The organism is Pseudomonas pergaminensis (assembly GCF_024112395.2).
GTDB classification, from domain to species: domain Bacteria; phylum Pseudomonadota; class Gammaproteobacteria; order Pseudomonadales; family Pseudomonadaceae; genus Aquipseudomonas; species Aquipseudomonas pergaminensis.
This window is the reverse complement of sequence record NZ_CP078013.2, coordinates 6,110,582-6,125,720: the sequence shown is the minus strand read 5'-3', so window position 1 is coordinate 6,125,720 and position 15,139 is coordinate 6,110,582. Positions and strand designations below refer to the sequence as shown.

The 15,139-nt window shown below is 61.5% G+C and carries 10 protein-coding genes; all 10 read right to left on the bottom strand.

Annotated features, from left to right (window positions below):
* Positions 1–18 precede the first annotated feature (18 nt).
* Positions 19–2,202: a YccS family putative transporter gene (gene yccS, locus KUA23_RS27925; protein ID WP_252993162.1), complete on the bottom strand. Its 2,184-nt coding sequence runs from the start codon at positions 2,200–2,202 to the stop codon at positions 19–21.
* A gap of 206 nt (positions 2,203–2,408) precedes the next feature.
* Positions 2,409–3,587, bottom strand: a complete 1,179-nt coding sequence (locus KUA23_RS27920; protein ID WP_252993161.1) for a BaiN/RdsA family NAD(P)/FAD-dependent oxidoreductase — start codon at positions 3,585–3,587, stop codon at positions 2,409–2,411.
* A 159-nt stretch (positions 3,588–3,746) separates the two neighbouring features.
* Complete coding sequence (gene dbpA, locus KUA23_RS27915; RefSeq protein ID WP_231501119.1) at positions 3,747–5,084, bottom strand: ATP-dependent RNA helicase DbpA; 1,338 nt, start codon at positions 5,082–5,084, stop codon at positions 3,747–3,749.
* A 130-nt stretch (positions 5,085–5,214) separates the two neighbouring features.
* The gene (gene mdtD / locus KUA23_RS27910) at positions 5,215–6,642 is read right to left on the bottom strand and encodes a multidrug transporter subunit MdtD (RefSeq protein WP_252993160.1); all 1,428 of its coding nucleotides are present in this window, start codon (positions 6,640–6,642) and stop codon (positions 5,215–5,217) included.
* Between the two features lie 37 nt (positions 6,643–6,679).
* Positions 6,680–7,528: an alpha/beta fold hydrolase gene (locus tag KUA23_RS27905; protein ID WP_028618248.1), complete on the bottom strand. Its 849-nt coding sequence runs from the start codon at positions 7,526–7,528 to the stop codon at positions 6,680–6,682.
* Between the two features lie 286 nt (positions 7,529–7,814).
* Positions 7,815–9,131 (bottom strand): TldD/PmbA family protein, encoded by a 1,317-nt coding sequence (locus tag KUA23_RS27900; RefSeq protein WP_252993159.1) that lies wholly within the window; start codon positions 9,129–9,131, stop codon positions 7,815–7,817.
* Positions 9,131–10,573, bottom strand: a complete 1,443-nt coding sequence (locus KUA23_RS27895) for a TldD/PmbA family protein (RefSeq protein ID WP_078050505.1) — start codon at positions 10,571–10,573, stop codon at positions 9,131–9,133. The genes KUA23_RS27900 and KUA23_RS27895 overlap by 1 nt, the downstream gene beginning before the upstream one ends.
* Before the next feature lie 189 nt (positions 10,574–10,762).
* Entirely contained in the window at positions 10,763–12,457 is a 1,695-nt protein-coding gene (betA, locus tag KUA23_RS27890) for a choline dehydrogenase (protein WP_078050504.1), read from the bottom strand.
* 145 nt (positions 12,458–12,602) lie between these two features.
* Complete coding sequence (gene betB, locus KUA23_RS27885) at positions 12,603–14,075, bottom strand: betaine-aldehyde dehydrogenase (RefSeq protein WP_078050503.1); 1,473 nt, start codon at positions 14,073–14,075, stop codon at positions 12,603–12,605.
* A 110-nt stretch (positions 14,076–14,185) separates the two neighbouring features.
* Positions 14,186–14,779: a transcriptional regulator BetI gene (gene betI / locus KUA23_RS27880; RefSeq protein ID WP_028618243.1), complete on the bottom strand. Its 594-nt coding sequence runs from the start codon at positions 14,777–14,779 to the stop codon at positions 14,186–14,188.
* Between the last annotated feature and the right edge of the window lie 360 nt (positions 14,780–15,139).

Sequence of the window (15,139 nt, the reverse complement as noted above, 5' to 3'; positions counted from 1 at the left end):
CTTACCGGCGATAACGGCCTAAGCCGCGCTGGTGTCCTTGATCAAGTGCGCCGCCAGCGTACGCAACGGCCCCAACTGCCGACAAATCAACGCCAACTGTGTCTGCACCAACCGTTGCCCCTCATCGATCTCGTCCGGCATCTGCTCCAGGTCCGCCGCCAGCGCTTCCTCGGCATCGCTCTGAATCGCAACCGGCTGCTTGTTGGCCAACCCCGTGGCGATTTCATCGATGCTCGCCGCTAGGGTATTGCCAGCGCCGTCGATCAGATGTTCGCGCACTTCGGCTGGCAATTGGGTCTCGCGGTGCGCGCCCAGCCCGGACAAATAACTGAGCAAGGTGTGCGACAGCACCAGGAAGCGGAAGCCCACGTCTGCTTCCTTACGGAAGTGCCCCGGCTCCATCAGCATGTTCGCCAGGGTGGTCGACAGCGCCGCATCGGCGTTGTGTGCGTTGCGTCGGGCCAGGCGGTAGGCCAGGTCGTCGCTTTTGCCGGCGGCGTACTGCTGCATGATCTGGCGCAGGTAAATGCTGTTGCAGCTCAGGGTATTGGCCAGCACTTTGTTCAGGCGACGGCCTTGCCAGTCGGGCAGGAACAGGAATACCGCCAGGCCTGCAATCAAGCTGCCGAGTAAGGTATCGAACAAGCGCGGCAGGAACAGCCCGTAGCCATCGCCGACCTGGTTGAAGCAGAACAGCACCATCAAGGTGATGGCGGCGGTGGCCAGGGTGTAGCGGGTGGTGCGGTTGATAAAGAACACCAGGCCGGCGGCGATAGCGAACATCGACTGCACCAAGGGGCTCGGGAACAGGTCGAACAGCGCCCAGGCCACGGTGAGGCCGATGGCGGTGCCGATGATCCGCTGGCCGAGCTTGCGTCGGGTGGCACCGTAGTTCGGTTGGCACACGAACAGCGTGGTGAGGATGATCCAATAGCCCTGGGACGCGTGGATCGCATGCAGCATGCCGTAGCCGACGGTCAACGCCAGGGACAGGCGCAGCGCATGGCGGAACAATAGCGACGTCGGCGTCATCTGCGTGCGCAGGCGCGTCCACATTTCCTTGAGGTTGCGCGGAGCGCGGTCCAGCAGGTTGCTGTCAGTGGCGTCCGCCAGGCTGTCGGGGTTGCTGGCGTCGCCGAGCAGGCGGTCCAGCGTGGACAGGTTGGCCGCCAGCGCGCGCAACGAACGCAGCAGGCCGCGCCAGGCCGGGTTGCTCTGGATGCGCAGGTGTTCCAGGGACGCGTTCAGGTCGCCCAGGGCTTCGGCGAAGCTGTCGTCATAGATGAATGGCTGGCGCATCTGGATCGATTCGGCCAGGGTCTGGCAGGCCTTGCCCTGCTGGCGCAGCAGCCGTTGGCAACGGAACAGCACGTCGCTGTGGAAGAAGGCCTCGGCCAGGGCGTTGTAGGGGTAGTGGGACGAGCTGGCGCGTTCGTGGATGTCCTGGGCCAGGAAGTACAGCTTCAGGTAGCGGCTGACTTTCGAACCGGGACGACCATTGCCTACACGGTGCAGGATGATTTCCTTCGCCGCATTCAGCGCTGCCACCACGCGGCCGTTCTGCTGGGCCAGTTCCAGGCGTCGCGCTTCCACATCCAGTTGGCGGATCGGTTCGAACAGCGACGACTTGAGCTTGAGGTAACGCCCCAGTTCGCGAAACAAGCGTGCCAGGCTCTGTTGCACCGGCTGGTTGGAAAACAGCGCCTGCCACAGCACCGACAGTGCGCCGTACCAGGCGGCACCGGCCACCAGCAGCAGCGGCTCGTGCCAGAAGTCGGAAACGGCGCCGCCACGCTGGTCCACGCCGATCATGGTGTACACCGACAGGATCAGCGTTGCCGATGCGATCGCGCCATAGCGCTCGCCCAAGGCGCCGAGCATGGTCAGGCAGAAGGTGGCGAGGGCCAGGGAGATCGCGAAGATCCACGGGTAAGGGAACAGCAGCTCCACCGACAGCGCGGCGATGCTGAAACACACCAGCGTCACCGCCAGGGCGTTGAGCCGGCCTTGCCAACTGTCATCGGTCTCGGCCAGGGCGCTGGCGATAATCCCCAGGAACAATGGGATCAGCAGCGTCATTTCATCCTGATACAAGCACAGCGCCATGCTGCCGGTGAGGGCGATGAATACCCGAATGCTGTAGCTGAATTTATCCAGCGCCCACAGGCGCCGCATGGACTGCTTGAACGAGGTCGATGACATGAAGTCTGGAGTCTTCCGGGACGATGCCGTTAAATTGAGCCATCAGTGACGTCACGGCAAGCGTGGCAATCACATCTCATTGCATATTTTTGAGTGCCACCCCAAAACGAAAGTGGGAGCTGGCTTGCCTGCGATGGCGGCGATGAATTCACCGCCGCTATCGCAGGCAAGCCAGCTCCCACATTTTGACCAAGTACAGCCTTTTGTCAGGCGTATTGCGCGGCGGCATAGCCGGACGCCCACGCCCACTGGAAGTTGAACCCACCCAGGTGACCGGTCACATCCAGCACTTCCCCAATAAAATACAACCCCGGGCTTTTCAGCGATTCCATGGTCTTGGAGGACACCTCCCGCGTGTCCACCCCACCCAGGGTCACCTCGGCGGTGCGATAGCCCTCGGTGCCCGCCGGCACCCATTGCCAACTGCCGAGTTTCTGCGCGATGTCGGCAATTTCAGCGTGGGTGTACTGCTTCATCGGCTTGGACACGAACCAGCTGTCTGCCAGCAGGTTGGCCATCTTCTTGGTGAAGATCTCGCCCAGCAGGGTTTTCAGCTCGCTGTTGGGGCGCTCGGCCTGTTGCTGTTGCAGCCAGCTGTGGGCGTCGTGGTCGGGCAGCAGGTTGATCTCCACCGTGTCGCCCGGTTCCCAGTACGAGGAAATCTGCAAAATCGCCGGCCCGCTCAGGCCGCGGTGGGTAAACAGGATGTTCTCGCGAAAGCTCTGGCCGTTGCAGCTGACCAGGCAATCCACCGACGTACCGGACAGCTCGCCACACAGGTCCTTGAGCTGGTCGGTGATGGTGAACGGCACCAGCCCGGCGCGGGTCGGCAGCAGTTCATGGCCGAACTGCTTGGCCACCTGGTAACCAAAACCGGTGGCGCCCAGGGTCGGAATCGACAGGCCGCCCGTGGCGATCACCAGGGATTCGCAGCGCAGTTCACCCAAGGTGGTTTGCAGCTGATACCCGGCTTCCAGCTTGGCAATCTCCTGGACTGACGTATCCAGGTGCAGGCTTACACCGACCTGAATGCACTCGTCGAGCAGCATGCCGAGGATGTCGCTGGACTTATTATCGCAGAACAACTGGCCGAGTTTTTTCTCGTGGTAGGGCACCCCGTGCTTGGCTACCAGGCCGATGAAATCCCACTGGGTGTAGCGCGCCAGGGCGGATTTGCAGAAGTGTTCGTTGTGCGAGAGGAAGTTGGCCGGCTCGGTGTACATATTGGTGAAGTTGCAGCGGCCACCGCCGGACATCAGGATCTTCTTGCCGGCCTTGTTGGCATGGTCGATCAACATCACCTTGCGCCCACGCCCGGCGGCGGTCAGTGCACACATCAAGCCTGCGGCGCCGGCGCCAATGATCACAACTTCGGTCGAGCGCAAAACGGTGTCCTCATACAAAATCTGATTTGGAATATAGTCAAATGTGGGAGCGGGCTTGCTCGCGAATGCGGTGTGTCAGCCACCGAATAACTTGACTGGTCCACCGCCTTCGCGAGCAAGCCCGCTCCCACATTTTGATCTCTGTAGAGCTTGAGTGCTTTACAGGATTCGCACGCGCAACGAGCGGCCTTTGATCTTGCCGTCGTTCAAGCGCTGCAATGCCTGCTTGGCGATCCCGCGCTCCACGGCCACGAAGGCCTGGAAATCAAAGATCGCAATCTTGCCGACCTGGGCACCCGGGATGCCCGCTTCACCGGTCAGTGCGCCAAGGATGTCGCCTGGACGAACCTTGTCTTTACGCCCGGCCGCAATGCACAGGGTGCTCATCTGTGGCAGCAACGGACCACCGCTTTGCGGCTTGAGGTTGTCCAGTTGATCCCAGTTCAGCGGCGACTTCTGCAGTTGCTCGATGGCCTGGGCGCGGTGCGCTTCGGACGGGGCGACCAGGCTGATGGCGATGCCGGTCTCACCGGCACGACCGGTACGACCGACGCGGTGGATGTGGATTTCCGAGTCGCGGGCCAATTCGACGTTGATCACCATGTCCAGCGAATCAATGTCCAAACCACGGGCGGCAACGTCGGTAGCGACCAGCACTGAGGTACTGCGGTTGGCGAACATCGCCAGCACCTGGTCACGGTCGCGCTGTTCCAGGTCGCCATGCAGGCCGACGGCGGAGATACCTTTGGACGTCAGGTGATCCACGGTTTCCTGCACTTGCTGCTTGGTAAAGCAGAAGGCCACGCAGGAGGCCGGGCGGAAATGCGCCAGGACCTTGGTCACCGCGTCCATGCGCTCTTCCGGCGAGATCTCGTAGAAACGCTGCTCGATCTGGTCATCGGAGTGGAAGGCTTCAGCCTTCACCTGCTGCGGCGCGCGCATGAATTTGGAAGCAAGCTGCTTGATGCTCACCGGGTAAGTGGCCGAGAACAGCAGGGTCTGGCGGCGTGGCGGGGTCTTGCTGATGATGTCTTCGATGGCGTCGTAGAAGCCCATGTCGAGCATGCGGTCGGCTTCGTCGAGGATCAGCGTGTTGAGGCCGTCCAGCACCAGCGAACCTTTGCGCAGGTGCTGCTGGATACGGCCCGGGGTGCCGACGATGACGTGGGCGCCGTGTTCCAGGGAGGCGATCTGCGGGCCGAGGGACACGCCACCGCACAGGGTCAGTACCTTGATGTTGTCTTCGGCACGGGCCAGGCGACGGATTTCCTTGGCGACCTGGTCGGCCAGCTCACGGGTCGGGCACATCACCAGGGCCTGGCAGCCAAAGTAGCGCGGGTTGATCGGGTTCAACAGGCCGATGCCGAATGCAGCTGTCTTGCCGCTGCCGGTCTTGGCCTGGGCAATCAGGTCCAGCCCTTTGAGGATCACCGGCAAGCTTTGCGCCTGGATCTGCGTCATCTCGACATAACCCAGCGAGTCGAGGTTAGCCAGCATGGCGGCGGACAGGGGCAAAGTATTAAAAGCGGTGGCGATGGTAGTCACGGGACTGGCTCTGCAAAACAAAATGTCGCGCAGTGTACCAGTCTCGTGGGAATTTCCCCGCAAGTTCTAGACGAGAAGCCTGTTAATGCTCGATGTCGTGCTCGCGGCTGACCACCCGTTTGCCGTCGGTTGGCGACAATTGCAAGAAGATCGCCGCCGCCAGCATCGCCATGATGCCAACCGTGAGGAAGGTCAGTTGGAACGCGCCGAGGACGCTTTCCACACCGTCATTGCCGGTTTCGGCGGTAAAACCGCCGAGCAATGCACCGGCACAGGCCACGCCCAGGCTGAGGGACAACTGCGCCACCACCGACAGCAAACTGTTGCCGCTGCTGGCCTGGGCGTCGTCGAGGTCGATCAGGGTGACGGTGTTCATTGCCGTGAATTGCAGGGAGTTGATCGCCCCCAGTACTGCCAGCATGCACAACAGCAGCGGGTAGGGCGTGTGCTCGCTGACCAGGCCCATGCTGGCGAGCATAATGCCCAGCGCCAGGGTGTTGCCGGTGAGCACGACGCGGTAGCCGAGGCGTTCGATCAGCGTGCGGGCGATGGATTTGGCAAACATCGCCGCCGCTGCCAGGGGCAACATGCTCATGCCCGCTTCGGACGGCGAGTAACCCAGCGCTACCTGCAACAGCAGCGGCACCAGGAACGGCAGGGCGCCGCTGCCCAGCCGCGCGAACAGGTTGCCGAGAATGCCCACGGCAAAGGTGCGCGTTTTGAACAGCACCGGCGAGAACAGTGGGTTATCGATATGCCCGGCGCGCAGCCAATATGCCGCCAGGCACGCGAGGCCGCCGAACAGCAGCAACATCACCCGCAGGTGCGGCAAGTGCAGCTCGCCCAGGCCTTCCATGGCGATGGTGATCAACACCATCGCCGCGCCAAACAGCAGGAAGCCGAGGCCATCAAAGCGCGTGCGTTCGCTGCCGCGCAGGTCGGGGATCAGTTTCCACACGGCATAACAACCGACCATGCCCACCGGCAGGTTGATCAGGAAGATCCAGTGCCAGGTCAGGTATTGCACCATCCAGCCGCCCATGGTCGGGCCGAGCAACGGGCCTAGCAGGCCGGGGATGGTGATGAAGCCCATGATGCGCACCAGCTCGGAACGCGGATACGCGCGCAGCACCACCAGTCGTCCCACCGGCAGCATCAGCGCGCCGCCCAGGCCCTGAATGACTCGCGCACCCACCAGCATGGTCAGGCTGCTGGACAAGGCGCACAGCAGCGAACCAATGCTGAACAGCATGATTGCGCCAAAGAAGATTTTCTTGGTACCGAAGCGGTCGGCGATCCAGCCCGAGGCCGGGATCAGCAAGGCGACCGTAAGCATGTAGGCGATCACCACCCCTTGCATGCGCAGCGGGTTTTCCGCGAGGTCCCGGGCCATGGCCGGTAATGCCGTATTGAGGATCGTCCCGTCCAGCGACTGCATGAAGAAGGCAATCGCGACCACCCAGGGGAGCCAGCGGGCGGTCTTGGCATCGAGCGGGACGCGATTCGGCATGGAAACCCTTTTTGGTTAGCAGGCTATGTGTTGGCGATTATGCGCCATTCGTCGCGCGTTTTCCCACTAGGAAATCCAGCAGTTCACGGTGCACCGCCACGGCGGCTTCGTTGGATTCAAGGTCGAGCAAGTGGCCAGTATGTTCGGCCACGGCAAAACTGCTGCGCCCCACGTATTGCTTGAACAACTGGGCCTCGGCGGCGGGGGTGTATTCGTCCAGGGCGCCGTTGAGGAAGTGCACCGGCGTTTCAATCTGCCGCAGTGCCGGCAGGTAGTTGCCATCGCCCAAGGCCAACACTTGGTGGATATGAAAACGCGCCTGGCGGTATTCGGTGGTGGCCATGGTCGACAGGTGCCGGTGGTTGTTGCGCTTGAGCCGGGGCGACAAATACTTGCCCACGGTTTCATTGAGCAAGTGGCCGACGGCGGACTTGTCGTCCGCTTCGATCAATACGCGTACACGTTCCACATAGTCGAGCATGGCTTGGTTGAGGTTGGGCGCGAGGGCCATCACCACTGAGCTTTCGATGGAGGGTGGGTTGTGTGCCAGGGTCAGCAGCGTCGAGATGCCGCCCCAGGACGCCGACACCAGATGGTTGACCTGGAAGCGCTCGACCAAGGCGCGCAGCATTTGCACCTCGTCGTCCTTGGTCACCAAGTCGAGGTCAGTGTTGTGTTCGCGGGAATAGCCGGAGAACGGCAGGTCGAACAGCAACACATTGAAATGCTCGGCCAGGCATTTGCTGGTGCGGGCGAAGGAGCGTGTGGTGGACAGCGCACCGTTGACCATCAGGACGGTCTTTTTTTGCGAATCGTTTCCCAGTTGCTCAACATGAACGTTGTAGTGCTTGAACAGCTTTTCAATGACAAAACTTCCATGGTTCATGTCAACGCTCCAGCTTGCCCTTCCCGGGCAAGGTCGTGCTCTCGTGGGTGGGGGTGGCGGGATGCCACTAACCCTTATAACGAGGTTTTTTAAGCGCGACAACTGAGCACGCTGGAGCAAGCGTGAGATGGGATTTGACGGTAGGAAGGATTGAGTCGAGGTGTCGGAAGTAATCGCAAGACAGTGTGGGAGCGGGCTTGCTCGCGAAGGAGGAGCGCCAGCCACCGGATAAGTTGACTGATACGCCGCCTTCGCGAGCAAGCCCGCTCCCACAAGGATTTTGTATTTACAAGGTTAAAGTCAGGCGTTTGACCAAGGCCCCTGGCAGCAGATTTGAGGCGGTGTTGCGCTGGCTGTAGGTACTGGCCGACAGCAGCAGTTCCCGATCAGCGGTCAGGGCTTCCAACTGCGCGCCGAGCAGGTTGTAGACGCTGTCATCAAAACGCATGGTGCTGACCGGCGCCTTGATCTCGCCGTCTTCCACCCAGAAGGTGGCAAAGCGCGTCATGCCGGTCAGGCGGGCCGCCGGCAGGTCAGAATAGTTCAGGTACCACAGATTGCTGATGTACAACCCGGTGCCCAACTGCTTGAGGATATCGGCCTGGGCCAGGCTACCCGCCGCCATTTGCAAGGCGCTGGGCGATTCATCGCTGCTTGCGCCGTTAGTGCTCAAACCATATTCAGCAGCGCTGCGCGAGTTGATCAATTGGCCATCGGCTTGCCCCGCCTTGATCAGCGTGACGTCGCCGCGCGGGTAACCTTCAGTGGAAAACGCCTGGCTCAGGGAGCCGCTGATCTGTTCCGCAACTGTCACCAGCGGGCTCAGGGACTGTTCACCGGCATACAGCTTTTGCAGCGAACTGCCCTTGCTGGCGATGGCTTGGGCGGAAAACCCGCCCCAGGTGATGATGCTGATGATTTCTTCAATCGCCGCCGGGGCGAGGTAGGCGCGATAGTGTCCGGGGGCCAGCTTGTGCAGTGGACGGCCGAGGAACTCAAGCTGCTCGCGGGCCTGCTGGAAGCGCGCGGCAAACTCGGCGCTGTCCCAAGTGTGCCCGGCGTAGCTGGCCTTTACCGCTTCACCATTGGCGTGGAACAGACTGAAGTCGAAGTTGAAGCTATTGGCCTGGTGCCAGCCGAAGGCGCCCGACGAACTGGCAAAGCCCCGGCTGATGGGGCCGGCCGCATAAAAGCCGACCAGGTCCACACCTTGGGCGGCCCGGCTGACGTCTTCCAGTACCTGGGCCAGTTCCGGCAGCGGGCGGGTTTGTTCGTTGTTGCTTTGCCAGGCGTTGTGGTTCAGCAGCAGGTACGGGTCTTGTGGCAGCAGCGGCAGGGTTTCGCGCAACTGTTGCAGGCCATCGGCCAAACGCTGGCGGTCCAGCTCGGGCTCGCCGGCAAGGGTGATGCCGAGGTCGGCGTGGCGGCCATCGTTGATCAGTTTCAGGTTGAGGCTGGCCTGTTGCACTTGGCCCGCCTGGCGCACCTTGGCGTGATTGAAGCGCACGAATTCGGACGCTTCATCCGCATAGCCGAGGTGGAATTGTTCATTGTCGGTGATGGCATGTTTGAGCCACTCCACCAATGCCTTGAAGTTGTTCATCAGGCGTCTCCCCCAAATACGTCGACATCACTGAATACGCAGGCCGGTGACGCATGGCCGACGCGGATCACCTGATTGGGTTCGCCTTTGCCGCAGTTCGGCGTGCCCAGGACCTTGAAGGTGCTGGCGTCACCGACCGCGCTGAGGTTGCGCCAGAAGTTGGCAGAAATGGCGCGGTAGTTAGGGTTCTTCACCACACCTTTCAGCTCGCCGTTCTCGATCAACTGACCCCATTCGCAGCCGAACTGGAATTTGTTGCGCGCATCGTCGATGGACCATGAGCGGTTGGTCGACATCAGGATGCCGCTTTCAATACCGCCGATCAGTTGTGCCAGGCTCTTGTCGCCCGCTTCGATGTTCAGGTTGGCCATGCGGTCGATGGGCGCACGGTTCCAACTGCTGGCCCGGCTATTGGCCACGCCGCTCATACCCGAACGGAATTGCGACAGCGCACCGCCCAGTGGTTTGAGCAGCAACCCTTCGCGGATCAGGAACTGCTTGCTGGCGGGCGTGCCGTCGTCGTCATGGCTGTAGCTGGCGAGTTGCTCTGGGATGTCCGGGTCGAACGTCACGTTGAGCAACTTGGAGCCATAGTGCAGATGGCCGAAGTCGCTGGCCTTCACAAAACTGGTGCCGGCGTAATTGCGCTCGTCACCCAGGATGCGGTCCAGCTCCAGCGGGTGGCCGATGGATTCGTGGATCTGCAGGATCATCTGGTCAGGCATCAGCAACAGGTCGCGCGGGCCGTTGGGGGTGTTGGGTGCGAGCAGCAGTTGCAGGGCTTCGTCGGCAATGCGTGGCGCTGCGCCGACCAGGCCGAAGCGGCTGATCACATCAAAGCCACCTTGCTGGCCGAAGTTGCTGCCGCCCAGGGTGCGGCTCTGGCTGTCGTTGCCATCGTAGGCCGTGACATTGACGCCTGGGAACACAAAGCGCTGGGCCTGGCGCAGCTCGGCGCCGGCGTTGTTGAGGTAGATCTGCTCGACGTGGGTCAGGCCGAGGCTGACTTCCCAGCTCACCAGGCGCTCGTCCTTGGGCACAGCGGCGGATTCGTCGCCCAGCAATTGGTAGCAGTCGCTCAGGGACGGGAAAGGCTGATTGAGTTCGGGGGACAGGTAGTCCGCCACATCACTGGAGACATGCTGATCACGCAGGTCGAGCAGGGCGTGGGGTTTGATCAACCGGGCTTGCTGTTCGGCACGCTCAAGGGCGGCTTGCAGGCCAGGCAGGGATATATCGTTGGTCGCCGCGTAGGCTTCCACACCGTTGAGACGCACGGTGAGCATGGCGCCTTCGTCGTGGTTCAGGTGCGGTGGTTCAGCGACGTTTTTGCGTACGGCCAGGTAGTGGCCGGATTCGCGTACGTAGCGCAGCGAGAAGAATTCGGCGCGGGTGCGCAGGGCTGTGAAGTGTTTTTTGAGTGTGGCGTGGTGGTCGAACATGGGGCCTTCCTTGTGGGCGGCTCGTCGCGGGCAGGCAAACAGAGTAGCTGATCAAGGAGGGGTTTTGCATTGGCCGGTCGGTCCTCATCGCGGGCAAGCCCGGCTCCCACAGGTGATCACGTTGTTCAGGCGAACTCGATCAACTGTGGGAGCTGGCTTGCCTGCGATACAGGCAACGCGATATTTCAGTTACTGCGCAATTTCACGCATCGGCTTGCCACGCACCGGCGCATCGCCGGCCACGTAGTAGTCGGCGGTGCTGCGCGGCAGCGGCTGGCGGCCACGGATCTTGTCGGCGATTTTCTCGGCGATCATGATCGTCGGCGCGTTCAGGTTACCGGTGGTGATGATCGGCATGATCGACGCATCGACCACACGCAGACCCTGCATGCCATGCACGCGGCCTTCGCCATCGACGACAGCCATTTCGTCGGTGCCCATCTTGCACGAGCAGGACGGGTGGAACGCGGTTTCGGCGTGCTCGCGGATGAACTTGTCAAGCTGCTCATCGGTTTGCACGTCGATGCCTGGGCTGATTTCGCGACCACGGTACTGGTCGAGTGCCGGCTGCTGCATGATTTCACGGGTCAGGCGGATGCCGTCGCGGAATTCCTGCCAGTCCTGCTCGGTGGCCATGTAGTTGAAGAGGATGCTCGGGTAGTCCCGTGGGTTCTTCGACTTCAATTGCACGCGGCCACGGCTTGGCGAACGCATGGAGCCCATGTGCGCCTGGAAGCCGTGCTCTTTCACACCGTTGCTGCCGTTGTAGTTAATCGCGACCGGCAGGAAGTGGTACTGGATGTTCGGCCATTCGAATTCTTCACGGGTACGGATGAAACCGCCCGCTTCGAACTGGTTGCTGGCGCCGATGCCGGTGCCGTTGAACAGCCACTCAGCGCCGATCGCCGGCTGGTTGTACCAGAGCAGCGACGGGTACAGCGACACGGGCTGAGTGCACGCATATTGCAGGTACAGCTCAAGGTGGTCCTGCAGGTTTTCGCCGACGCCTGGCAGGTCGTGGACCACCGGGATGTCGAGGCTTTCCAGCAGCTTGGCCGGGCCGACACCGGAGCGTTGCAGCAGTTGCGGCGACGCGATTGCGCCGCTGCACACCAGCACTTCCTTGCGCGCGCGGGCTTCAACGCGCTCTTCAGCGGCGCCGATCAGGTAACGCACACCAACGGCACGCTTGCCTTCGAACAACACCTTGTCGGTGAGGGCGTGGGTGACGATGGTCAGCGTGGAGCGCTTCTTGGCAGTATCCAGGTAACCGCGCGCGGTGCTGGCGCGACGACCGTTCGGCGTGACGGTACGGTCCATCGGGCCGAAGCCTTCTTGCTGGTAGCCGTTCAAGTCTTCGGTACGCGGGTAACCGGCCTGCACGCCGGCTTCGACCATGGCGTGGAACAGTGGGTTATTGCCGGCTTTCGGCGTGGTCACGCTGACCGGGCCATCGCCGCCGTGCCAGTCGTTCGGGCCGATGTCGCGGGTTTCGGCCTTGCGGAAATAGGGTAGGCAGTCGAGGTAGGTCCAGTTTTCCAGGCCTGGCAATTTCGCCCAGTTGTCGTAATCCATGGCGTTGCCACGGATGTAGCACATGCCGTTGATCAGCGAGGAACCACCCAGGCCCTTGCCGCGACCGCATTCCATCCGGCGGCCGTCCATGTGGGGCTCTGGATCGGTTTCGTAGGCCCAGTTGTAGCGGCGACCCTGCAGCGGGAAGGCCAGGGCGGCGGGCATCTGGGTACGGAAGTCGAGACGGTAGTCCGGGCCGCCGGCTTCCAGCAGCAGGACGGTGACGCCTTCGTCTTCGGTCAGACGGGTCGCCAGGGTGTTACCGGCGGAGCCGGCACCCACAATAATGTAATCGTATTCTTGGGACATTGGATGCACCCTCTTTGATGTGTGGTCAGGTCGGGCCTCATCGGGGGCAAGCCCCCCTCCCACATTTGATCGGGTTTACACAGTCAAAGGTGGGAGGGGGCTTGCCCCCGATGGCGGCCTCAAAGGCACTACAAGGCTCGGGTTCTTAGAACACCGAGGCGTAGTCGCCCAGCTCAACCTGTACCGATTTGATGCGGGTGAAGTTGTTCAGCGAGCTGATGCCGTTCTCACGGCCAACACCGGATTGCTTGTAGCCACCGACCGGCATCTTCGCGTCGGATTCGCCCCAGGCGTTGATCCAGCAGATACCCGCTTCCAGCTGATGAATCACGCGGTGGGCGCGGTTCAGGTCCTTGGTCACCAGGCCAGCGGCCAGGCCGAAGTCGGTGTCGTTGGCGCGACGGATCACTTCTTCTTCGGTTTCGTAGGTGAGGATGCTCATCACTGGGCCGAAGATTTCTTCACGGACGATGGTCATCTCGTCGGTGCAGTCGGTGAACACGGTCGGGGCCACGAAAGCGCCTTTGGCGAATTCGCCGTCGGTCAGGCGGTCGCCGCCGCACAGTACGCGTGCGCCTTCTTCCTTGCCTTTGGCGATGTAGCCCAGCACGCTTTCCATGTGGGCGAAGCTGACCAGCGGGCCGAAGTTGGTGTTGTCGTCTTGCGGGCTGCCCACACGAATGCGCGCCACGCGCTCAACGATCTTGGCTTCGAACGCCGCTTGCAGGTGCTTGGGCACAAACACGCGAGTGCCGTTGGTGCAGACCTGGCCGGAGCTGTAGAAGTTGGCCATCATCGCGATGTCGGCCGCACGATCCAGGTCGGCGTCTTCGAACACGATCAGCGGCGACTTGCCGCCCAGTTCCATGGTCACTTCTTTCAGCGAAGAGCTGGAAGCGCTGGCCATGACTTTCTTGCCGGTGTCGGTGCCGCCGGTGAACGAGACTTTCTCGATGCGCGGGTGCTCGGTCAGCCAGGTGCCGACTTCACGGCCGCTGCCGGTCAGTACGTTGAACACGCCCGCCGGAACGCCGGCTTCGGTGTAGATCTCAGCCAGTTTCAGGGTGGTCAGCGAGGTGACTTCGCTTGGCTTGAAGATCATTGCGTTACCGGCAGCCAGGGCCGGTGCGGATTTCCACAGGGCGATCTGGATCGGGTAGTTCCACGCGCCGATACCGGCAACCACGCCCAGCGGCTCACGGCGGGTGTAGACGAACGAGGTGTCACGCAGCGGGATCTGCTCGCCTTCGATGGCGGGCACCAGGCCGGCGTAGTATTCCAGCACGTCGGCGCCGGTGACGATGTCGACGTATTTGGTTTCGGAGAAGGCTTTGCCGGTGTCCAGGGTTTCCAGGGCGGCCAGCTCGTCGTTGCGCTCGCGCAGGATGTCGACGGCACGACGCAGGATGCGAGAACGCTCCATGGCGGTCATCGCGGCCCAGATTTTCTGGCCCTTTTCGGCGCTGACCACGGCGCGTTCAACGTCTTCTTTCGTCGCGCGTTGCACTTGGGCGAGAACTTCACCGTTAGCCGGGTTGATGGCTTCGAAGGTGGCATCGCTGCCAGCGTCGCTGTAGCCGCCGTCAATGTAGAGTTTTTGCAGTTCGAAACGGGCCATAAAGTCCTCGCAAGTGCATAAGTGGTTGGCGTTAACCGCCGAAAAGTGGGCCATAAGGGTCTGGCAACACTGATCAACAGCAGTTCAGGGGTTGAGCGGTTATGTGTGCTCTAACTCACCTGCTTGGCCAATTGGAAATCCATGTATTCGTAAGCGATCCGTTGCGCCTGCGCCGTGTCGAAAGCGTCTCCCGACAGGGCGCCGCGCAACCACAAACCGTCGATCAGGGCCGCCAGGCCTCGGGCTGCTTTGCGTGCGTGCGGCAGCGGCAGCACTCGGCGGAACTGGCAGCACAGGTTGGAATACAGACGTTGATCGTTGATCCGCTGCAACCTGTGCAATGACGGGTGGTGCATGCTGGTGGCCCAGAAGGCCAGCCAGGTTTTCATTGCCGGGCCGTTGACCTGGCTGGCATCGAAGTTGCCCTCAATGATCACCTGAAGGTGCGCCCGTGGGCTGTCATCCTTCAGCGCAAGCCTGCGTTCGTGGACGTTCTCGATCAGCACGTTCATCAGGTACCGCATCGTTGCGGCGATCAGGCCGTTCTTGTCCTGAAAGTAGTGACTGATGATGCCGTTCGAGACGCCGGCCAAACGGGCGATCAGCGCAATGCTGGCATCTCCCATTCCGACCTGATCGATGGCCGTTAGCGTGGCTTCGATCAACTGCTGGCGGCGTATGGGTTGCATACCGACCTTGGGCATGTAGCACCTCTCCTTAGGCCTGCCGATGGGCGATCAACGTCCGTCGGCTTGATGGCCAGTCTATTTTGTTTTGATTGAACGTTCAATCAACAAAGAATAAGATCTGCGACAAATGGTCGCGTCCTACAGGTATTTCCTACATGTAGGCACGACATCTGGCACCTGGTTAAACCCCTGAAACGTCCCTGGGCACTGCGCTCATGGGGTGCAGGGATTTAAGGGGTGTCTTTATAACACCCGTCCGTCGACTGCCGAAAAATCGATGTCCCGGGATAACCGTTGCCTTGTGTTTCTCTCTCGCACTGCCCGGAGCATCTGCGCCATGAGTTCTGCCTCTCTTATAAAGACCCCGCCGGAAAA